The organism is Kitasatospora sp. NBC_01266 (assembly GCF_036242395.1).
Classification (GTDB): domain Bacteria; phylum Actinomycetota; class Actinomycetes; order Streptomycetales; family Streptomycetaceae; genus Kitasatospora.
This window is the reverse complement of the sequence record NZ_CP108458.1, coordinates 4164720-4184371: the sequence shown is the minus strand read 5'-3', so window position 1 is coordinate 4184371 and position 19652 is coordinate 4164720. Positions and strand designations below refer to the sequence as shown.

Here is a 19652-nt window from a genome sequence, read left to right as displayed (position 1 = left end):
GGCCGACGGGGGCGCGGGTCGGGTTCAGCACGGCTCGCGCCAGGCGTCCAGGTTCAGGTGCTTCTCCATCGAGCTGAACTGGAGCTGCTTGGACTGCGCGCAGTACTGGCTGTTCGGCACGTTGTACTCGACGTGCAGCACAGCCTTGCCCTGCTGGATGAAGGGCGTCAGCCCGTCGCACTCCTGGTACTCGGCGCACTGCTCGTCGATGGAGAAGTCGAAGTAGTCCACCAGCTGCGGGACCTGGTCCACGTCGTTCTTCAAGGCGACGCCGAGGCCGCGCTGGTGGGCCAACTGGGCGATCATCTTGTTGAAGGCGAGCTGGTCGTCGGCGGTGATCGGGAAGCCGGAGTTGTTCTCGTAGGCCTCCAGCAGGTCCGGCTCGACCGCGTCGAAGCCCTTCTCCTTGCACATGTCGAAGCGCTTGGCCAGCAGCGGCTCCAGCACGCTGAGCTGCCGGATGTCGAGCCACCGTTCGCCCTTCCAGCCGTCGCCGGCGCCGAGCAGCGAGCTCGGGAAGGACGAGGCGTCGGGGCGGAAGTTCTCCCAGCCGCCGACGTTGATGTAGCAGATCACCTTGCGGCCCTGGGCGTGCAGCGCGGCGACCACCGAGGCGTCGTTCTCGAAGCCGTCGATGTCGTAGACCGGGACGTTGACGGACTGGTCGACGGTGCCGCTGAGTTGCCACTGCCAGGGGGTGCCCGGAGTGGGGTGCCAGTAGCTCTGGGTCGCGGCACCGGGCGAGGCGGAGGTGGATCCGGATGCCGGCGTGGACGCGCTGGCGGCGGAGGACGGCGGGCCGGACGGCGCGGCGGACTTCGACGGGCTCGGTGAACCGCTCGGCGACGGGGTCGGGGACTGGCTCGGTGCGGAACTCGGCTGCCCGGTAGGCGGGTTCGTCGCTCTGGTGGCCGGTGCCGGGGTGGGCGAGTCCGAGTCGTCGCCGCCCCCGTCACTGGAGCAGGCGCTCAACAGCACGGCGGCGGTCAAGGTCAGGGCCGCCAGCAGGGCAGCGGTGCGACGGGTCACTTCAGACACTCCAGATGCGTGGATTCCGGTGGTGGAGTGGCGGGTTGTCCCGTGGCGGCGGGCGGCGGGGCGGATGGCGCGTCAGGTGGTGCGGCAGGTGTGCTGAGTCCGTACGGCAGGGTGGCCCAGGGGTTGTCGCCGCCCCCGGGTACCGCACACCCGAAGCCGGCCCGGCGGGAGGCGATCAGCGCGCCCACCGCCTCGGCCCGCTCGGGCGCCACCTGGTAGACCAGGTGGCAGAACCGCTCGGCCGGATGATGGGCCGTCCAGAGTGGCAGTGCCAGGGCATCGTACTCGGTCCAGCTGCCCTCGAAGGTGACCAGCAGGTCCCCCAACTCCGGCTCGGCGAAAGCCGGTTCTGGGTGCTGGCCGTGACCGAGCACGACCAGCCCGCAGCCGGCCGCGCGGGCCGCGGTGGTCAGCCTGCGGTAGTGCGCGAGGGCGGCCGGGTGAGCCGCGGCCTGGTCGAAGTAGACCCCCGTGGTGCCGTACCACTGACGATGGCTCAGCACCTCGGCGACCACGGTGGCGTGCGGGCGCCGGCCGTAGTCGGTGTCCACGTAGCCCAGTAGCGGGATACCGGCCTCGGTCAGCCGGGCGGCGGCCTGCTCGAAGGCCGGGTCCGGCCCGCTGCCCGGGCCGTCGGCGATGTTGAGGACGACCGCCCGTACCCGCTCGGGACCGGCGGTCGCGACCGCCTGCCAGGCCGCTGGGTCCACCGCGGGGTGGACGTACAGCGGCACCAGCAGGCGGGCGTGGGAGGCGCTGGTCATCGAGTGCCGGCCGCCAGCGGGTCGGCACTCGACGTGCTGCTCGGCCTGCTGGTCACGTCGGCCCACAGGTCCTGCAGGCTGTGCTCCAGCGGGATCCGGGGCCGCCAGCCGAGGGCTCGCTCGGCCGCCGAGATGTCCCCCTGGTGCCAGGAGACGCTGGCCGAGCGGTCCGAGCCGGCCCCGGTCTCCTCGATCCGGCCGGTGAAGCCGGCCGCCGCCGCCAGGCCCTCGGCGATCGCCCGAACGGGCTGCGCCCGGCCCCCGGCGACGTTGAGGATCCGCGGCAGCGGTGCGGTGGCCAGTGCGGCGGCGACCACCGCCGAGGCGACGTCGCGGGCGTCCACGAAGTCGCGGTAGGCGGACAGGTCGCCGACCGTCACCACCCCGCCGGGGTGGGCGGCGAGTTCGGCGGCCAGCCGCCCCGGCAGCGAGGCGGCCGAGGCGCCCGGCCCGACCGGGTTGAAGACCCGCAGCGAGACCGCGTCCAGCGCGGACTCGGCCACCGCCAGGGTCCCGGCCAGCTTGGTCGCCCCGTAGATCCCGGTGGGGCGCGGCAGGTCCCGCTCGCTCAGCGAGCTGCCGGGATCGGCCGGGCCGTACTCGCCGGCCGATCCGAGATGGATCAACCGTGCTTTGGGGCAGGCGAGTTCGAGTGCCTCGACGAGCACCGCCGGGCCCCGTGCGTTGACCTCGCTCTGATGCCGGGCGCTGCCCGCCACCGCGCCGGCGCAGTTGACCACCAGCTCCGGCGCCAGGTCGGCCAGCGCGGCCGCCAGCTCCTCGACCTGACAGTTAGTCAGGTCCACTCGCAGGTCGTGGGACGGACGCCGGCCCGCGGTCGCCAGTTCGGCGCCCGGCAACTCCCGCAGGGCGGTGGCGACATGGCGGCCGAGGAAGCCGTCCGCGCCGAGCAGCAGAATCCTCACGCGGCCCGCCCGTCCGCCGCACCGACCACGGCGGGTGCCTCCAGCTCCAGTTCGACGGCCTCCTCGCCCTGGCCGCCGACCCGGTTGAGCTCGTTCAGCGCGCGGTCGGTGCGGTCGTCCCGCAGCAGCATCGAACGGCGGGCGGCGAACTCGGCGTTGGCCCGGTCGTAGTCGTCGGGGCGGCCGATGTCCAACCAGTAGCCGTTGAACTCGTAGGCGGCGGGCGGGGTCTGGGCCGCCAGCAGGTCCAGTACCAACTCATCGAAGCCGAGCGGCAGTCCGGGGGTGTAGCTGGCCAGTGCGGCCCGCGAGACGCCGTAGACGCCCATCGAGACGCGGTAGTCCATGCTCGGCTTCTCGCGGAAGGCGGTGATGCTGCCCGATTCGGTGGTCAGCACCCCGAAGTCGATCTTGACCTCGCGGGCGTAGGTCGCGATGGTCAGCGGCGCCCCGGCGGCCTCGTGGTGCTTCAGCACCCCGGCGAAGTCCAGGTCGGTGAGGATGTCGCCGTTCATCACCAGGAAGTTCTCGGGCAGCCGGTCGAGCATGGTCAGCAGCGGGCCCATGGTGCCCAGCGGCGTGTCCTCGACGGCGTAGCCGACCCGCAGCCCCCACTGCGAACCGTTGCCGACGTAGGCGCGGATGATGTGGCCCAGGTGTCCGATGGCGAGCGTGACGGTCTTGAAGCCGGCCGCGGCCAGCTGACGCATCACGATCTCCAGGATGGCGTGCTGGTCGCCGATCGGAACCAGCGGCTTGGGCAGGGCGGTGGTGTAGGGCCGAAGCCGAACGCCCTTGCCCCCGGCCAGAATCACTGCGTGCATGGTGGTCTCCCCCACGATGAGGTGGACGTGCTCAGACGAAGTTGATCGGACGGGCTTCAGACGTTGTACAGGTCGGTCTTGTAGCGTGCCAGGTTGGCCGGGTCGCGGAAGAAGGCGATGGTCTTCTCCAGGCCGGCCTCCAGCGAGTGCGCGGGCGCCCAGTCGGTGGCCGCGCGCAGCCGGCCGGCGTCGCAGACCAGGCGCATCACCTCGGAGCCGCTCGGGCGCAGCCGCTGGGTGTCCTCCCGGACCGTCAGCTCGACCTCCATCAGCTTGCCGACCAGGGTGACCAGGTCGCCGACCGAGATCTCGCCGCCGGTGCCGGCGTTGAAGGTGCGGCCGACCACGGTCTCGGCCGGCGCGGTGCCGACCGTGTGGAAGGCCGCGGCGGTGTCCTTGACGAACATGAAGTCCCGGGTGGGCCGCAGGTCGCCCAGGGTGATCTCGCGGGCCCCGGCGGCGATCTGGGCGATCACGGTCGGGATCACCGCCCGCATCGACTGGCGCGGGCCGTAGGTGTTGAACGGCCGCAGGGTGACCACCTGGGTGTCGAAGCTGGCGTGGTAGGCGTCCGCCAGCCGGTCCCCGCCCGCCTTGGAGGCCGAGTACGGGGACTGGGTGTTGATCGGGTGGTCCTCGGTGATCGGGACGGTCTGCGCGGTGCCGTAGGTCTCGCTGGTGGAGGTGTGCACCAGGCGCGGGATGTCCTGGTGGCGCACGGCCTCCAGCACGTTGAGGGTGCCGTTGACGTTGGTGTCGATGTACGAGTGCGGGGCCTGGTAGGAGTACGGGATGGCGATCAGCGCGGCCAGGTGGTAGACCGCCTCGGCGCCCTTGACCAGGCCGTTCACCGAACCGGGATCGCGCACGTCGCCGAGCACGATCTCCACCGAGTCGAGCGTGTGCGCGTCCAGCGTCTCCAGCCAGCCGAAGGAGGAGAAGGAGTTGTACTGGACCATGGCCCGCACCCGGTGCCCGCGGGCGACCAGATGCTCGGTCAGGTGGGAGCCGATAAAGCCTTCGGCCCCGGTGACTGCGACAGTGCTCATGTCGGTGAACTGCCTTCTCTGTGTGGTGGTGTGACAGGAAATCAGTGTCGTTGTCCGGTGGTGCGATGCTGGGCCGGTACGGGGATTTCCCAGCACTTGTTCAGCGCGCGTTCAGCGATTCCGGTGGTCGTGCGGTCGGTGTGTCAGCGGTGCCGGGTGGTGCGACCGAGGACGACCACGGCCAGCGGCACCAGCAGTGCGGCGGCTGCTCCACAGCCGTACAGCTGGATGCTGATCGGGTCGCCGCCGGTCAGTACGGCGGTGATCTCGAACCCGGCCGCCGCGAGGCAGAGGCCGGCGGTGCGCCAGGCGATCGACAGGGCCTGCAGCAGCAGCGCCGTCCACAGGGTGGCGGCGAGCAGCAGCAGGGCGGTCAGCTGGATCGGACCGATCAGAGGGGCGGCTGCCCACAGGGCGGTGGCCGTGTAGTCGACCGCGGTCACCGCGAACAGGTAGCCGAGCAGGCAGCCGGCCAGTGCCAGGGCGGTGCGGCGGCGGAAGTCGGCCGGGCTGGTGCTGGTCCGCAATGCCCTGGTGGCCAGGCTCCGGTAGCGGTAGAGCAGCCACTCGGCCAGGCCCAGACTCAGCGTGAGCGCGACCAGGGCGGGCCCGGTGGTGCCCGCGCCGGCCGAGGCGGGCGCGGCGGGGCGCACCGCGTGGTGCAGGCTCGGGCCGAGCCCGGCGATCATGGTCAGGGTGCCGACGGCCAGGCCGAACAGCCCCGAGGCGATGGTCGGGGACCAGCGCGGCCCGCTCGCGCGGGCGCTGCCGGCACCGGTCAGGCAGCGGGTCAGCTGCCAGGCCGCCAGGCCCACCGCGGCGGCCAGGGTGGCCAGCAGGATCGCCGCCTTGGCCCGGCCGGGCAGCCGCACCAGGAGCACCAGGACGGCACCGAGGGAGGCCGGTCCCAGCGCCGCGAGCAGCAGCTTCTCCTGGCCGAGCACCAGCAGCGCGGTGGCCGCGCCCAGATAGACCGACTGCCCGATGATGAAGAGCAGCGCGGCCAGCGGACCACCCAGGATCCAGCCGGTGCTCGCGGCCAGCAGCGCGCCGAGCGGTGCGCCGAGGGCCAGCGTGCGGGCCGCCGAGCGGCGGTCGGTCAGGCTCAGCCAGCCGTACGCGCGGTGGGCGAGCGCCTGGTTGAAGGCCCAGCTGAGCAGGGTGGCCGCAGCCAGCGCGGCCATCCCCGAGGGCAGCCCGAAGCGGTGCCGGTGGGCGCTGAACAGATCGGCCCCGAGCAGGTAGGCGAGCCCCGGCAGCGCGAAGACCAGGCCGCGCAGCACGCACCGCCACGGGTCGGCCCGCCACGGGTCGGAGTCGGCCGGGGCGGGGCCTGGGTAGCGGCGGGCGACCTTGGCGAACAGGTCCTCCGCCAACGTGAAGGCGTCCGTGCGGCCGTAGACCAGGGCGGCCTGCTCGTCGGTCAGGCCGTCCGACTCCAGGAACGCCGCGATCTCGTAGGGGTGCACCGCGTCCGCGCACAACTCGGCCAGCCGCTCGGCGAGTTCGTCCAGCGGGTCGGGGGAGAGATCGGGGTGGGCGTCGGCCCCGGCCGGTCGCTGGCGGCGGCGCGGCAGGGTGCGCAGCCGCATCGTCTCCTCGGCCCAGCCCGGGGTGCCCTCGTCCGGTACCAGCCGCAGCGGCCCGCTCACGCGGCCCCCTCGGCAGCGGTCCGCAACCTGGTCTCTTCCGGCCGCCCGCCGAGCAGTTCGGCGTAGATGCCGCGGAAGGCGTCGATCGTCTGACGCAGCGTGAACTGCTCGACCACCCGCAGCCGGGCGCCCGCGCCCATCACCGCCCGCCGTTCGGGATCGCGCAGCAGCTCCAGGGCGGCGCGCGCCATCGGCTCGGGCTCGCGCGGCGGCACCACCAGACCGGTGTCCCCCACTGCCTCGCGCACCCCGCCGACGTCGGTGGAGACGGTGGCCCGTCCCGAACTCATCGCCTCGATCAGGGTGAACGGGAAGCCCTCGCTGATGCTGCTGAGCATCACGATGCTGCCGGCCGCGTACGCGTCCTTGATGTCCTCGACCCGGCCCTCGAAGGCCACCGAGTCGGCCAGTCCCAGTTCGGCGGCGAGGGCCACGCAGCCGTCCCGGTAGCCCTCGGCGCCGCGCGCGGTGCCCCCGAACAGCCGCAGCCGGGCCTGGGGCAGCTCGGCCTTGACGATCGCGAAGGCCCTGATCAGCGTCTCCAGGTCCTTGATCGGGTCGACCCGGCCCGCCCAGCTCATGGTGGGCAGCTCGGGCTCGGGCCCGGCGGCCGGGAAGAGGTCGGGGTCCACCCCGTTGTAGACGGTGCGGATGTTGGCCGACGGCGTGCCGCCGCGCTCCTCCCAGCGCCGGTTGTACCGGTTGCCCGGGGTGACCAGCGCCGCACGCGCGTAGCTCTCCTCGGCGAGCATCCGGTAGAAGCCGAGCAGCAGCGCCTTGACCGGCCAGCGGTACGGCCCGGTCCGGTAGCCGAGGTAACGTTCCCTCAGGTAGATGCCGTGCTCGGTGAGCAGGAACGGCACGTTGTGCTGCTGGGCCGCTATCAGCCCCGGCAGCGCGGCCAGGCCCCCGCTGACCGCGTGCGTGACCCCGTCGCTGGGCGCCTCGACGACCAGCGGGCGCAGCGCGTGCTCCAGCAGGTCGGTGGCGTGCAGCGCGTCGTGCAGGGTGGGCTCGGCGGCGGCGGTGGGCAGGTACGGGCGGGTCCAGACCTCCTGCAGGGTGCGCAGCGCCCCTTCGCTGCGCAGCGCCGGACTGAGCAGGCCGCGCTGGGCGAAGTCGGCGAAGCCGTACAGCTCGGTGCCGAAGTGCGAGGCGTAGACCGGGTCCAGCACGGCGTGCAGGAAGCGCTCGTAGGCGTCCAGGAAGCGGCGCAGCTCACGGCCGCGCGGCGGCTTGCCGGGGGCGGCGGGTCCCCACAGCGGTGCGGCGGTGACCTTGCGCACCCAGCGGGGCAGCTCCCAGGCGGGCTCCTCGTTGCCGGTACCGGTCACCGCGATGATGTCGAACTCGACGTCGGACATGCCCTGGACGAGTTGGTCGCACCAGACACTGACGCCGCCGTGCGCGTGCGGGTACGTCCCCTCGGTGAGCAAGGTGACACGCATCTTGCTTCCCTTCCCCCCAAATCGGTTGCGCCCGCTGGCGGTCGGGCGCGCCGCGGCCGACCCGGGCCGCGCGGGGTCGCCGCGCGGCCCGGACTGCCGCGATGTGGTGCTCGGTGGTGCGGTGGTTCTCGAGGTGCTGGTGGTACGGGAGTTACTTCTGATCGCCGGTCGGGACCAAGGAGGCGGCCTTGGTCCGCTGGGTGTCACCGGGGCCCACCGCGACGGCCTTGGCGGTGCCGGTCGGGACGGTGGTCTTCGGCGCCTTGGCGACCTTCTTCGCCGCGCTCACGGCCGAGTTGACCGTGTTCGACGAGGCCTTGGCCGCGCTCGGCGTCGCCGCCGGGGCGAGCTGCAGGTTGACCGTGCCCTGGAACGGACCCGGGGCGACCCAGCCGGAGAGCTCGCCCGCGTAGGCGGTGCCGAACTGCGAACCGCCGAGCAGGAACTGCTGAAGGGTGCCGGTCGGCATGGTGGCCTCGACCTTCACCCCCGACGGCGCCTGCACGGTGACCGTGTTGCCGATCCGGTAGCCGGTCACCTGCCCGGCCGCGACCGCCGCGTTCCAGGCGGAGCGCTGCTGCAGCTCGGCGCCGATCTGGCTGTCCCGCATGTTCACGATCGGGGTGTTGGCCGCGTACAGGCTCTTGTAGGTGTCGAGGATCGAGTTGAGCACCGGGTAGGCGATCTGGTCCTCGGCGAAGTTGGACTGGTGGATGAAGTTCGGCCGCGGGTCGTTGTTCATCACGTAGCCGAGGTCGATCTTGGTCTGCATCGGCACGATGTACGAGGCGTACCCGGTGGTGGTGTCCAGCGGAGCCGGCAGGCAGGTGGAGTTGACCGAGGTCTCGCAGATCCCGCTGCCGCCCTGGGCCTTGCTGGTGTAGATCCAGTTGTACTCGTCCACCTCCTCGTTGGTGTGGCCAGCGTTGTAGAACACGTTCATCGGGTAGCGCGGCACGGTCAGCGTCGAGCTGCCCACCGCGCGCTGGTTCGGCTCGCGCGAGGCGTCCGAGCCGGTCCACTTGATCCCCTCGGCGGCCAGCGCGGGCGCGAGGTTCGGGTTGTCGGTGGGCTGCTGAGGCAGCGTCACCAGGCCCGAGTGCTCGCCGGTGATCAGCTCGGTCGGGTCGATCGGCAGGCCCTGCTGCTGGGCCCAGGTGATGTTCTGCTGGATCTCGCTCTGGATGGTGGCCTGGTCGACCCAGACGTCGTTGCCGCTCGCGTCGGTCGTGCACTGCCACGGCACCACGGTGACGTTCTGCACGCAGCCGAGGAACGGGTGGTCCCAGGTGTGGTTGATGAACCGGAACGAGCTGCTGTTGGCCTTGAAGGCGTTCAGCAGCGGGTCGGTGGTGGTGTTGTTGTCCGACTCCCAGTCGCCGCTGCCGCCGCCGTTGAAGGCGAAGTCGAGGGTGAAGTTGTTCGCCTTCTCCCACTGCACCACCGTGTTGACGTCGGCCGGGGTCATCCGGATCGGGTCGTCGTCGGTGTTGTCGCTGCCGGGCGGGCAGGTCACGTCACCGGGGGTGCACTTGAGCGTGGTGTTCCAGCGGTCGTCGGAGAGGAACAGGTCGTCCACGTGGACCGCGAAGTAGTTGCGGTCGTAGCCGAGGTGGATGCCCTGGGTCAGCCAGTCCACGAAGCCGCGGGCCAGCAGCCGGTACTGCTGCTGGTACTGGTTGTAGACGAAGGTGACCACCAACTCCTTGCGGCTGTCGTGGTCGTACTCGCCGACCAGCGAGCCGCGCGAGCTGCTGCCGGGGATCGGGGCGTCCACCAGCGGGGTGAAGGAGGCGCCGGCCGGCAGCGTGGCCAGCGGGGTGGCCAGGTAGCCGTAGCTGGTGCTGACGCCCGGGTCGGGCTGCTCGAACGGGACGCTGCCGTTGAGGTAGTCGAACGGTCCGGCCAGGCCGGCGGTGGTGACCGCGCCCTGGGTGCCGTCCAACGAGCCGATGTAGCCGGGGTTCTGAGCCCAGTTCAGACCGACGTCGGGGTTGGCGTAGGTGTAGGCGTCGATCTGCCGGATCCCGAAGGTGGCCTCGTAGGCGGCGAGGGCGGTCATCTCGGCGGAGCCGGCGCCGAACGGGTTCTCGTTGGGCAGCACGACGCCCTGGAACTTGGCCCGGGGGGCGCCGTTGAGCGTGTCGCTGAGGAAGGCGGGGGTGATCGTCGGCCGGTTCGGGTCCGACAGCTTCACCACGGTGTACGGGGTGCCCTCACTGGCCAGTTCGGCGGTGATCGCGGCGGTGGCGGGGCCGCCGTCGTCCACCACCAGCACGGTGAGGTCGATACGGTTCTGGACCGCCGCGAAGGCGGTCGAGGTCTGCAGTCCGGCAACCAGCAGACCGGCAGCCGCGCAGGCGGCAGCACAACGGGTCGCTCGACCCATGTTCGGTGTTCCTCCCCTGAAAAAGGACGGACTGCCCCCGCGTCTGCCCCTTGATGTCCCTGTTCATCCCCCACGCCGCACGGCCAGCCGTGCGAGGCACTGCGGACCATCGTGGGGCAGAACTCTGCCGTTTATCGGCCGAATGGGTGAGAGTGCAGCGAATCTGTCATAGACGTTCACTTGTGAGCCATGTTCGACACCCTGTAGTCGTTAAGGCGCACTTAAGGGAGCAGAAAACGGTCGGATCATGACAAGTTTCGTTTTATGAACGTGTCTCACCTGGCGGAACATGTCGTACACGGTCGCTGGGCCGGGTGCGGCGAGACCCGAACCGATTCGTACTCTGGTCGGACAGAATTATCGTGAACGTGACATGGAGGCCCCTGTGACCGAGCAGTCCGAGGCGGCCAGCACGGCCGCCGCCGAAGAGCTGGCCGCCCGAAGCCTGGGCCTGGCGGGTGCGGTCAACGCCCGCGATCTCGGCGGCTACCGGACCGCTGACGGGCGGGTGCTGCGCACCGGCGTGGCGCTGCGCAGCGACGGCCTGCACCGGCTCACCGAGCCCGACCTGGCGGTCTTCGCCGCGCTCGGGGTGCGCCAGGTGGTCGACCTGCGCAGCCTGGACGAGGTGCGCGAGGCCGGCCCCGACCGGGTGCCCGGACTGCCGGTGGCCGACATCTCGGCCGTGGAGCTCTCCGACCAGCCGCTCAGCCTCAGCGCCGCCGGTCCGGACGGCATCACCCTGCACCACCTGCCGATCTTCGCCGCCGACTACGACATCTACGTGGCGCTGCGGGACGCGCTCGGCGAGCGGAACCCCGCCAGGCAGCACGCGCTGCTCGGCGAGGGCCGGGCCGGGCAGGTGATGATCGGCCTCTACCGGTGGTTCGTCACCGACGCGCTGGCCCGCGAGCGGTTCGCCACCGTGCTGCGCCTGCTGGCCGACCCGGACGGGACGCCGGTGCTCTTCCACTGCACCGCGGGCAAGGACCGCACCGGTTGGACCGCCGCGCTGCTGCTCACCGCGCTCGGCGTGGACCGGGCGACGGTCTACCAGGACTACCTGCTGACCAACGTGCGCTCGGCCGCGATCATCGAGCACATCGTGGACAGCTTCGGCACCCGCGGCCTGATGGAGGACCCCTCGCTGCTGCTGCCGCTGTTCCGCGCCGACCGGGACTACCTGGCCGCCGCCTTCGCCGAGGTCGAGGCCCGCTGGGGCAGCTTCCAGGCGTTCTGGCAGGACGGCCTGGGCCTGGACGAGGCGGTGCTGGCCGGCCTGCGCAAGAACCTGCTGGGGGACACCGGTCGCTGACGGGCGGCGCCGGCGGTGCGGGGTGCTCGGCCGCCGGTGCTCAGCCCTCGTTGGTCAGCCCTCGCTGGTCAGGCCCTCGCGCAGTTGGGTGAGGGTCTTGGTCAGCAGCCGTGAGACGTGCATCTGCGAGATGCCGATCTCCTCGCCGATCTGCGACTGGGTCAGGTTGCCGAAGAACCGCAGCATGATGATCCGGCGCTCCCGGGCCGGCAGCCGGGCCAGCAGCGGCTTGAGCGACTCGCGGTACTCCACACCCTCCAGGGCCAGGTCCTCGTAGCCCAGCCGCTCGGCCAGCGGTCCGTCGCCGTCCTCCTCGCCGGGGGTCGAGTCCAGCGAGCTGGCGGTGTAGGCGTTGCCGACGGCCAGGCCCTCGACCACGTCCTCCTCGCTGACCCCGAGGCAGGTGGCCAGCTCTGCCACGGTGGGCGAGCGGTCCAGGCGCTGGGCCAGCTCGTCGCCCGCCTTGGTCAGCGCGAGGCGCAGCTCCTGCAGCCGTCTGGGCACCCGGACCGACCAGCTGGTGTCCCGGAAGAAGCGTTTGATCTCGCCGACCACGGTGGGCATGGCGAAGGTCGGGAACTCCACCCCGCGCTCCGGGTCGAACCGGTCGATCGCCTTGATCAGGCCGATCGTGCCGACCTGGACGATGTCCTCCATCGGCTCGTTGCGGCTGCGGAACCGGGCCGAGGCGTAGCGCACCAGCGGCAGGTTCAGCTCGATCAGGGTGTCCCTGACATAGGTGTGCTCGGTGCTGCCGGCCTCCAGCGTGGCCAGCCGGCGGAAGAGCGAGCGGGACAGCGTGCGGGTGTCCAGACCGGGCGCCGACGTCGGCTGCGGGACCGGCTGCTGCTGGCCGGCCGGCTGCGGTCCGGTCTGCAGCGGGACGGTCTGCAGCGGGCCGGCCGGCGGCCCGGCGTCCTCGACGGCCACAGGCTGCTCCGGTGCGTGCTCGGCCACCGCCGTACCACCGTGGATCTCTGCGCTGCCCAGCTCTGCGGACATGCACCCACCCCCTCGTGACTGGTCCAACGGGAGCCCCCGCTCGACGGTTCCCCGGTGCGCGCCGAGTGATCGGCGTCCCCCAACCGCTTGCTTACCGGAACCGCACGCGTGGCAAACCCGAACATCGCGAGTTGTCACGCGGCGGTAACGCGCAGCGATGCGCGGCCGTGGCTCACTCGTCCCAGTTGTTGCCGGTGCGAAGCCTGGTGAGGATGCGCGTCAGGAGGCGGGAGACGTGCATCTGGGACATGCCAAGTTCATTGGAGATCTGGGACTGCGTCAGGTTGGCGAAGAAACGGAGCATGACGATCCGTCGCTCCCGCTCGGGCAGCTGCACCAGCAGGTGGCGCACCATGTCGCGGTGCTCCACGTCGGTCAGCGCCGAGTCCTCGTAGCCGAGGCGGTCGAGCAGCGCCAGGCCGCCCTCGTGCTCCTGGGCGGCCTCCAGCGAGGCGGCGTTGTAGGCGCGTCCGGCGTCCAGGCAGGCCCGGACGTCCTCCTCGGGGATCCGCAGGTTGGCGGCGATCTCGGGGACCTTGGGGGTGCGGCCGTGGGTGACCGTCAGCTCCTCCATCGCGCCGCTGACCTGGACCCAGAGCTCCTGCAGCCGGCGCGGGACGTGCATGGTGCGGACGTTGTCGCGGAAGTAACGTTTGATCTCCCCGAGGATGGTCGGCAGCGCGTAGGTCGGGAACTGCACGCCGCGGCTGGGGTCGAACCGGTCGATCGCGTTGATCAGGCCGATGGTGCCGACCTGGACCACGTCCTCCATCGGCTCGTTGCGGCTGCGGAAGCGGGTGGCGGCGTAGCGCACCAGCGGGATGTTGACCTCGATCAGCGCGGCCCTGACCTGCTCGCGCTCGGGCGCCTCGGCGGGCAGCTCGGCGAGGCGCTCGAAGAGCACCCGGGTCAGGGTGCGCACGTCGATCGGGCCCGGGGTGCCGAACTGATCGGCGGCCTCGGTGCCCGGTGCGCTGCCCGGCGTGCTGCCCGGGCCGGCTCCGGGATCGGTGCTCGGCCCGGCATTCGGGTCGGTGTCCAGGCCGGTGTTCTGGTCGGCGCTCGGTTCGGGGTCCGGTTCGAGGTCCGACCCGGCGCCGGGCCCGCCCGTGCCGGTGTCCGGCGTGTCGTCCTGGATCCGCACGGACGCGTCACCCCTCCTCGGTTCACCACCTTGTCCTGCCCGGCAAATTCGGTCATAGCATCACAAGCTGGACGCCATCCGTTCAAGTACCGGCCAGAGGCGTGTTGCTGACCTGACGTCAACAAGATGACGACCCCCCGCTGTCCAGGCGGACCCGGTGGGGGCCGTCGCGATGCGGGGGGTCGTTGGGTCGTATGGATACGACCGAAATTCTGGAGGCGGCTCAGACCTCGAAGTCGGCGACCACCAGGGTGGCGATCTCGCGCCACAGCTGGGCGGCCGCGACGTGCGCCGGATGGGTGGCGTAGGCCTGCAGCGCGTTCTGGTCGGCGACCAGGCTGTTGATCGCGAAGTCGTGGGCGACCTCGCGCGGGCTGATGTTGAAGCCGTGCTGCCACTCCAGCAGCTCGGGGATCTGCTGGTCGAGCCCCTCGAAGGCCTTGGCGGCGGCCAGCGCGCGCTCGTCGTCCTTGGCGATGCCTTCGTTGAGCTTGAACAGGACCAGATGGCGGATCACGGGTGCTCCTTGCGGGGCCGGGGATGGACCTCGACAAGGTAACCCGGGTGGTTCCGCCGACCAGCCGCGGTCCCGGCCCAGCTGCGGTCCGCCTCGGGCGGCGGGCCTATTTGACCAGGCCGGTCATGAAGGCGCCGACCGATTTCGCCGCGTCCGAGATCCCGACGAAGCCCGACTGGACCAGCTCCGCCGCACGTGCCGGCGAGTGGATGATCGTGTACACCACGAAGATCAGCAGCAGGTACATGCCGATCCGTCTTGCCTGTGCCATCGGAACCGCCCGCCTCCGCCTGTCCGCTCCCAGCCCCGCGCCCGTGCCCGGATGGTTCGCGAGGCCCAGCGTGCAGCTTATCCACCAGATGGCCGAATCAGGTGTGCGACGCGTTCACTCCGTGGGACGAAGGTCCCCGGGAGTCGGGTCCTTGTACGGATGCCCCGGGTCCGTCGCGACGGCAGGATGGTTGTCGTACCGAGGATCTGGCAGGAATCGCGGTACATGGGTCCGGAGTTCCCCGCTGTGGGACCGGCGCCGCGCTTCCCCCCGATGCGGCACCGGTTGTGGGACCTCCGCCGGGGGAGCGATCTGTTCCCCCGGGATCGCTCCCCCCACCTCTGATCTCCCCTCAGCTGGTCCGGCGTCAGCGCTGCCGTACCGGCGTCATCGCGCTTCCACGGCCGTGGGCCGGAACACGTGGGTGGCGGCGTCGCCGTCCAGCCGGTAGGCCGACGCGACCAGGTCGAGGGCGGCCAGGCCGCCGTCCCGGCGGCTGCCGGCCGTACCGATCGCGGCGCCGAAGGCGGTCAGCACCCCCTGGTACTCGTGCCGGAGCGGGGCAGCGCGGCCCGTGGCCCCGGTCGGCAGGTCGGCCCGCAGTACTCGGCCGTCGGCCAGTGTGACCTCCATCGCCATCAGCTCTCCCGGGCAGGACCGGTCCAGCTCGACCTTGGCCCGGCGCGGCGTGGGCCCGGCGGTGACCAGGTCGATCACCGCCTGCCGCTCCAGGCCCGCCGGATCGCGGTGGATCGTGGCCCGCACCACGCTCAGCTCCGCCTCGCCGAAGAGTAGCCGCACCAGGTCGAAGGCGGCCGGCCCGTCGGTCGCCACGCCGCCGCCGCTGCGCCGGGGCGGGGCCAGGTGCCAGGCGTCCTGGCCCTGCCGCTGCTCGGACCGCTCGACCTGGCGCACCCTGACCTTGCTGACCGACCCGCCCGCACAGGCCCTGAGCAGCTCCAGGACCGCGCTGTTGTAGCGGTGCCGGAAAGCGGTGAAGAGCACCAGTGAGCGCTCGGCGGCGATCGCGGTCAGCGCCCGGGCGTCGGAGAGCTCGGCGGTCAGCGGCTGCTCCACGCAGACCGGCAGCCCGGCGGCCAGCAGGTCCCGGCAGAGCGCGGCGTGTGCCCCGCCCAGGCCGGCCACGACAGCGCCGCCCAGGTCGTGGTGGGCGGCCAGCAGCGCGCGGTGCTCGCGGTAGGTGGGGACGCCGACGGCACGCGAGCCGGCCGGCGCCGCCTCATCGAGGTCGCAGACGGCGCCCAGCGCGAAGGCCGGGTCGGCCTCGATCGCGGCCAGGTAGCACTCGGCGGCCGAGCCCCGGCCGAGCATGGCCAGCTTGCGCGGGGCGGGGGCGGGGGCGGGGGCGAGGGGGGTGGCGGGCGGGGGCGTCAGCGGCATGCGGGGCGGGCCTCCTGGGTGGGAAGGGGCATCGGCGATGCGCGGGCGAACGCGGTCAGCTCTGCCGCCCGGACGAACTCGCCGTCGGGGGTGGTCCAGGGATCGGCGCCAGCGTGCCGAGGGTGCTGACGGCAAGTCAATTCGCTTGGGCGTGTTCCTTCACGAAAGAGTGGTCTGCTCCTGATCAGCCCCGTTCCGAGGCGATGACCCGGCACGAAACGTGGGCCGGGAACGACTGAAGGCGCCTACGAGATCTCGTAGGCGCCTTCAGTCTTCCTGCTCTGGCGGTAGCGGTGGGATTCGAACCCACGGTGAAGTTGCCCCCACACACGCTTTCGAGGCGTGCTCCTTTGGCCGCTCGGACACGCTACCGAGAGAGACTCTACCGGACGGGTCGGGCCGGGACGAAATCCTTTGGGGCCGCTGGGTGGCCGGGGCCGGGCGGCAGGTCAGCGGTGGGTGTCGAAGAAGGCGCGCAGCTGGGTGCCGCAGTCGGCGGCGAGGACGCCGGGGACGACCTCGGGGCGGTGGTTGAGACGGCGGTCGCGCATCACGTCGAAGAGGGAGCCGGCGGCGCCGGCCTTCTCGTCGAGGGCGCCGTAGACGACGCGGTCGATCCGGGAGAGGACGATGGCGCCCGCGCACATGGTGCAGGGCTCCAGGGTGACGATCATGGTGCAGCCGGTCAGGCGCCATTCGCCGACGGCCTGGGCGGCCTGCCGGATGGCCTGGACCTCGGCGTGCGCGGTGGGGTCGCCGATGGCCTCGCGCTCGTTGTGGCCGCGGCCCAGGACGGTGCCGTCGGGGCCCAGGACGAGGGCGCCGACCGGGACGTCGCCGGTGGCGGTGGCGAGCGCGGCCTCGGCGATGGCCAGCCGCATCGGGGCGGCCCAGCGGTCGCGGACCGGGTCGGGGCGCACCGGCGCGGGCAGTGGTGCGAGGTCGAGGTGGGGCTGCATCCCACCAGTGTCCGGCACCGGCGGCCCCACCCGACCCTCACCCCGACCCGCGGTCGGTCAGCGCACCGCCTCCAGCACCTCCGCGCAGCCGAGCGCGTCGGCGATCTCGGAGAGCGCCTCACTGGGCTCGGCGCCCTCGGCGCTGAGGGCGAGCAGTTCCTTCTCGCCGATGCCCAGGTCGCTCAGCAGCGTGGCATCGCCCAGTGGACCGACCGGGACGCCGCCGGGGCCGGTGAGCGGGAGCTCCTCGTCCTCGTCGGAGTCGGACAGCTCGGCGTCCTCGCTGTCCTCCAGTTCGGTCACCAGGCTGTCGATGTCGTCGAACTCGGCGTCGCCGGCCCGGCCGACCAGCTCCTCGGTGAGGACGACGTCCCCGTAGGAGCTGCGCTTGGCAGCCGCGGCGTCGGAGACGAAGATCCGTGGATCCTCCTCGCCGTCCACCCGGACGACGGCGAACCAGGCGTCCTCCTGTTCGATGAACACCAGCACCGTGTCGTCGTCCTCTGCCGCTTCGCGTGCCAGGTCGGCAAGATCGGCAAGTGTTTCGACGTTGTCCAACTCGGTCTCGCTCACATCCCACCCGTCCTCGGTGCGAGCAAGCACTGCAGCGAAGTACGCCACCAGGGACACTCCCAAATGGTCTCGGCCGTAGGCGATCTCGGGCGAACGCGGTCTGGCCGCCCCCGCGCCAGAGGCGGTCCGCTGTTCGGACCGTCCCACCGGCATCGTGACAGAAAGCCGGGCCTTGCGGGGAGTGTTCGGCAGCGCGTCTTCGCAGGTCGTGTCGGAAACCGGAGATCACTCGGCCAATGGCCGGGGAACGGCCGGGGAACGGGTGGGTGGCAGGTGTCCCGGGGGCGACGCCAGGGCATCTGCGGATCGGCCGATCCGGCCCTACGGCATGTCAGATCCGGAAGGTACGCATGCGGAGCGCTTCGCGCATCCGGCGCTCCTTGGTCTTGCGCGGCTGCACCCTGGCGCGCAGCTCGCGGGCCTCGGCCAACTCCCGCAGGAAGACCGCGCGACGGCGCCGGCGGGCGGCCTCGGTCTCCGGCGGGCCCTGCTCGACGCCCGCGCCGGAGGCGGCCCGGGTGGCGGTGTTCGGATCCGCCGCGGGCTCCTCGGGGGGCTCGCTGATCGGGCCCGGCTTCCTTCTCATACGGTCTGACTTTCCCAGAAGTCCCGGTTTGATACCACAGCTGTCCCACGCGTCTGCCGACGCCACGGCGGTCGTCCGCGGCGGCAGGTCGCCGTTAAGGTCGGAATATGCGGATCCACGTCGTCGACCACCCTCTGGTGGCCCACAAGCTCTCCACGCTGCGCGATGAGCGCACCGACTCCCCGACCTTCCGTCGCCTGACCGACGAGTTGGTCACGTTGCTGGCCTACGAGGCCACCAGGGACGTGCGGACCGACGAGGTCGAGATCACCACCCCCGTGGCGGTCACCACCGGCACCCGGCTCAGCTACCCGCGCCCGCTGGTGGTGCCGATCCTGCGGGCCGGGCTCGGCATGCTGGACGGGATGACCCGGCTGCTGCCGACCGCCGAGGTGGGCTTCCTCGGCATGGTCCGCAACGAGGAGACGCTGGAGGCCTCGACCTACGCGACCCGGATGCCCGACGATCTGTCCGGTCGCCAGGTCTACGTGCTCGACCCGATGCTGGCCACCGGCGGCACGCTGGTCGCGGCGATCCGGCTGCTGATCGACCGGGGCGCCACCGATGTGACGGCCGTGGTGCTGCTGGCGGCGCCGGAGGGCGTCGCGGTGATGGAGAAGGAGCTGGCCGGGCTGCCGGTCACCGTGGTCACCGCCGCGCTGGACCAGCGCCTCAACGAGCACGGCTACATCGTCCCGGGCCTCGGTGACGCCGGGGACCGGCTCTACGGCACCGCGGGCTGACGGACACCGGAACGGCCAAGAGCGGTGCCCCTGGTCGGGGCACCGCTCTTCTCGTACGACCGGCCAGTGGCTGTCTGCCGGTCAGCAGCTTCCGGGCAGCGGGGACGCACTCGGTGACGGCTTCAGTGCCGCGGCGAGTGCCGTCGCGGCGGCGTTCGGATCGAGCAGCGCGGTGTAGCCGTCGCCGATCACGAAGTCGACGCTGCCGTCGGTGCGGGCGTCGGCCAGCGTGCTCGCGCCGCTGACCTGGGCGCCGAGCAGCGCGGCGGCGCCGGCGCCGGACTGGCCGGCCACCAGCTCGGCGGCGCCGGACACGTGGCCCTCCAGCGCGGACGGGGCGTTGCCGACCTTGCCCACGGTGAAGCCGCGCTGCTTCAGATCGTCAGCGGTCCTGGCGGCCAGGCCGGCCTTGTCGGTGGCGTTCAGCACGTTGACGGTGACGGTCTGCGGCTGCGGCGCGGCGGTGACGGCGGGCAGTGGCGTGCCGACGGCGGCCGGCGCCCCGGAGGCCGCGGGCGAGCCGGGCGCGGCCGAACCGGAGGCGGCAGCTGAGCCGCTGGGGGAGGCGGACGCCGCGGTCGCCGCCGGGGCCGCCAGCGGCTTGCCGGAGGCCGAGGCCCGGGAGCTGGCGCAGGCCTGGGCGGCGCCGTGCTTGGCCTTGCCGGTGAAGATGTCGACCAACTGCACGCCACCCAGCGCGATCAGCGAGAGCGCGAGCAGCGAGCCGATCAGCATCAGCCAGCGACGGCCGCGCCGGGGTGGTGGTCCCAGCCGCGGATAGCTGGTGCCGGTGATCCGGAATTGCTTCCCCTTCAATCCCTGGGGAGTCAACATGCTCACAGTCTGTCTCCCCTGGAGGAAGGGCAGCCTTGCCGACGGGCGACGGGTCTGGCCGGCGGGGCGGCGGGACCCGGGGTCCGCGACCCGCTGCGGCCGTGTTCAGCAGCCTAGTCCGTTCCTGAGATGGGGGTAATAAATGATCATCATTTGGCGCACCCGAGCACTCGAAAGGGTGTACTGACGATCATTCGGCCCCTCCTCGGATTGGGCC

General features: G+C 71.8%; 18 protein-coding genes, 1 tRNA gene and 1 pseudogene. 2 read left to right on the top strand and 18 right to left on the bottom strand.

Annotated features, from left to right (window positions below):
* Positions 1-24: 24 nt before the first annotated feature.
* The 8 genes and pseudogenes from OG403_RS18150 to OG403_RS18115 all read right to left on the bottom strand — a co-directional run bounded on the left by OG403_RS18150 (position 25) and on the right by OG403_RS18115 (position 10090).
* Positions 25-1029: an endo alpha-1,4 polygalactosaminidase gene (locus tag OG403_RS18150; RefSeq protein WP_329565660.1), complete on the bottom strand. Its 1005-nt coding sequence runs from the start codon at positions 1027-1029 to the stop codon at positions 25-27.
* The gene (locus tag OG403_RS18145; protein ID WP_329565658.1) at positions 1026-1802 is read right to left on the bottom strand and encodes a spherulation-specific family 4 protein; all 777 of its coding nucleotides are present in this window, start codon (positions 1800-1802) and stop codon (positions 1026-1028) included. Before OG403_RS18145 ends, OG403_RS18150 begins: the two co-directional genes overlap by 4 nt.
* A complete protein-coding gene (locus OG403_RS18140) occupies positions 1799-2728 on the bottom strand; it encodes an NAD-dependent epimerase/dehydratase family protein (RefSeq protein ID WP_329565656.1) in 930 nt (309 codons plus the stop codon). The genes OG403_RS18145 and OG403_RS18140 overlap by 4 nt, the downstream gene beginning before the upstream one ends.
* A 119-nt stretch (positions 2729-2847) precedes the next feature.
* Positions 2848-3552: pseudogene (locus OG403_RS18135) on the bottom strand (nucleotidyltransferase family protein); the annotation flags it as partial.
* Positions 3553-3608: 56 nt separating this feature from the next.
* Positions 3609-4601, bottom strand: a complete 993-nt coding sequence (locus OG403_RS18130) for an SDR family NAD(P)-dependent oxidoreductase (protein ID WP_329565654.1) — start codon at positions 4599-4601, stop codon at positions 3609-3611.
* Positions 4602-4744: 143 nt separating this feature from the next.
* On the bottom strand, positions 4745-6253 hold the full coding sequence (locus OG403_RS18125) for a hypothetical protein (RefSeq protein WP_329565652.1): 1509 nt from the start codon (positions 6251-6253) through the stop codon (positions 4745-4747).
* Complete coding sequence (gene pelF, locus OG403_RS18120; protein WP_329565650.1) at positions 6250-7701, bottom strand: GT4 family glycosyltransferase PelF; 1452 nt, start codon at positions 7699-7701, stop codon at positions 6250-6252. The genes OG403_RS18125 and pelF overlap by 4 nt, the downstream gene beginning before the upstream one ends.
* Positions 7702-7852: 151 nt before the next feature.
* The gene (locus OG403_RS18115) at positions 7853-10090 is read right to left on the bottom strand and encodes a hypothetical protein (protein ID WP_329565648.1); all 2238 of its coding nucleotides are present in this window, start codon (positions 10088-10090) and stop codon (positions 7853-7855) included.
* 385 nt (positions 10091-10475) lie between these two features.
* Here OG403_RS18115 and OG403_RS18110 point away from each other — a divergent pair, with 385 nt between their 5' ends.
* A complete protein-coding gene (locus OG403_RS18110; RefSeq protein WP_329565646.1) occupies positions 10476-11405 on the top strand; it encodes a tyrosine-protein phosphatase in 930 nt (309 codons plus the stop codon).
* 54 nt (positions 11406-11459) lie between these two features.
* Here the strand turns inward: OG403_RS18110 and OG403_RS18105 are convergent, their stop codons facing one another.
* From OG403_RS18105 to OG403_RS18065, 9 genes are all read right to left on the bottom strand, one after another.
* Positions 11460-12407 (bottom strand): RNA polymerase sigma factor SigF, encoded by a 948-nt coding sequence (locus OG403_RS18105; protein WP_329565644.1) that lies wholly within the window; start codon positions 12405-12407, stop codon positions 11460-11462.
* Between the two features lie 172 nt (positions 12408-12579).
* The gene (locus OG403_RS18100; protein ID WP_329565642.1) at positions 12580-13551 is read right to left on the bottom strand and encodes a SigB/SigF/SigG family RNA polymerase sigma factor; all 972 of its coding nucleotides are present in this window, start codon (positions 13549-13551) and stop codon (positions 12580-12582) included.
* 223 nt (positions 13552-13774) lie between these two features.
* Positions 13775-14068, bottom strand: coding sequence for a Dabb family protein (locus OG403_RS18095; protein WP_329565640.1), 294 nt, complete (start codon positions 14066-14068; stop codon positions 13775-13777).
* 106 nt (positions 14069-14174) lie between these two features.
* Positions 14175-14339: a hypothetical protein gene (locus OG403_RS18090; protein WP_329565638.1), complete on the bottom strand. Its 165-nt coding sequence runs from the start codon at positions 14337-14339 to the stop codon at positions 14175-14177.
* A 387-nt stretch (positions 14340-14726) separates the two neighbouring features.
* A complete protein-coding gene (locus tag OG403_RS18085) occupies positions 14727-15740 on the bottom strand; it encodes a Gfo/Idh/MocA family protein (RefSeq protein WP_329565636.1) in 1014 nt (337 codons plus the stop codon).
* Positions 15741-16022: 282 nt separating this feature from the next.
* Positions 16023-16112: transfer RNA gene (locus OG403_RS18080), tRNA-Ser, on the bottom strand.
* A 77-nt stretch (positions 16113-16189) separates the two neighbouring features.
* Positions 16190-16699, bottom strand: coding sequence for a tRNA adenosine(34) deaminase TadA (gene tadA, locus OG403_RS18075; protein WP_329565634.1), 510 nt, complete (start codon positions 16697-16699; stop codon positions 16190-16192).
* A gap of 57 nt (positions 16700-16756) precedes the next feature.
* Entirely contained in the window at positions 16757-17272 is a 516-nt protein-coding gene (locus tag OG403_RS18070) for a tRNA adenosine deaminase-associated protein (RefSeq protein ID WP_442910932.1), read from the bottom strand.
* 331 nt (positions 17273-17603) lie between these two features.
* On the bottom strand, positions 17604-17858 hold the full coding sequence (locus OG403_RS18065) for a hypothetical protein (RefSeq protein WP_329565630.1): 255 nt from the start codon (positions 17856-17858) through the stop codon (positions 17604-17606).
* A 107-nt stretch (positions 17859-17965) separates the two neighbouring features.
* Here OG403_RS18065 and upp point away from each other — a divergent pair, with 107 nt between their 5' ends.
* A complete protein-coding gene (gene upp, locus OG403_RS18060; protein WP_035847466.1) occupies positions 17966-18601 on the top strand; it encodes a uracil phosphoribosyltransferase in 636 nt (211 codons plus the stop codon).
* An 81-nt stretch (positions 18602-18682) separates the two neighbouring features.
* On the opposite strand, the gene OG403_RS18055 is transcribed toward upp, so the two are convergent.
* The gene (locus OG403_RS18055) at positions 18683-19435 is read right to left on the bottom strand and encodes a LytR C-terminal domain-containing protein (protein WP_329565627.1); all 753 of its coding nucleotides are present in this window, start codon (positions 19433-19435) and stop codon (positions 18683-18685) included.
* Positions 19436-19652 lie beyond the last annotated feature (217 nt).

Bases quoted from the DNA above. Each gene is read 5' to 3' on its own strand.
- tadA (WP_329565634.1), bottom strand. From the start codon at position 16,699: ATGCAGCCCCACCTCGACCTCGCACCACTGCCCGCGCCGGTGCGCCCC.
- OG403_RS18055 (WP_329565627.1), bottom strand. From the start codon at position 19,435: ATGTTGACTCCCCAGGGATTGAAGGGGAAGCAATTCCGGATCACCGGC.
- OG403_RS18085 (WP_329565636.1), bottom strand. From the start codon at position 15,740: ATGCCGCTGACGCCCCCGCCCGCCACCCCCCTCGCCCCCGCCCCCGCC.
- upp (WP_035847466.1), top strand. From the start codon at position 17,966: ATGCGGATCCACGTCGTCGACCACCCTCTGGTGGCCCACAAGCTCTCC.
- OG403_RS18130 (WP_329565654.1), bottom strand. From the start codon at position 4,601: ATGAGCACTGTCGCAGTCACCGGGGCCGAAGGCTTTATCGGCTCCCAC.
- OG403_RS18105 (WP_329565644.1), bottom strand. From the start codon at position 12,407: ATGTCCGCAGAGCTGGGCAGCGCAGAGATCCACGGTGGTACGGCGGTG.
- OG403_RS18090 (WP_329565638.1), bottom strand. From the start codon at position 14,339: ATGGCACAGGCAAGACGGATCGGCATGTACCTGCTGCTGATCTTCGTG.
- OG403_RS18115 (WP_329565648.1), bottom strand. From the start codon at position 10,090: ATGGGTCGAGCGACCCGTTGTGCTGCCGCCTGCGCGGCTGCCGGTCTG.
- OG403_RS18065 (WP_329565630.1), bottom strand. From the start codon at position 17,858: ATGAGAAGGAAGCCGGGCCCGATCAGCGAGCCCCCCGAGGAGCCCGCG.
- pelF (WP_329565650.1), bottom strand. From the start codon at position 7,701: ATGCGTGTCACCTTGCTCACCGAGGGGACGTACCCGCACGCGCACGGC.
- OG403_RS18145 (WP_329565658.1), bottom strand. From the start codon at position 1,802: ATGACCAGCGCCTCCCACGCCCGCCTGCTGGTGCCGCTGTACGTCCAC.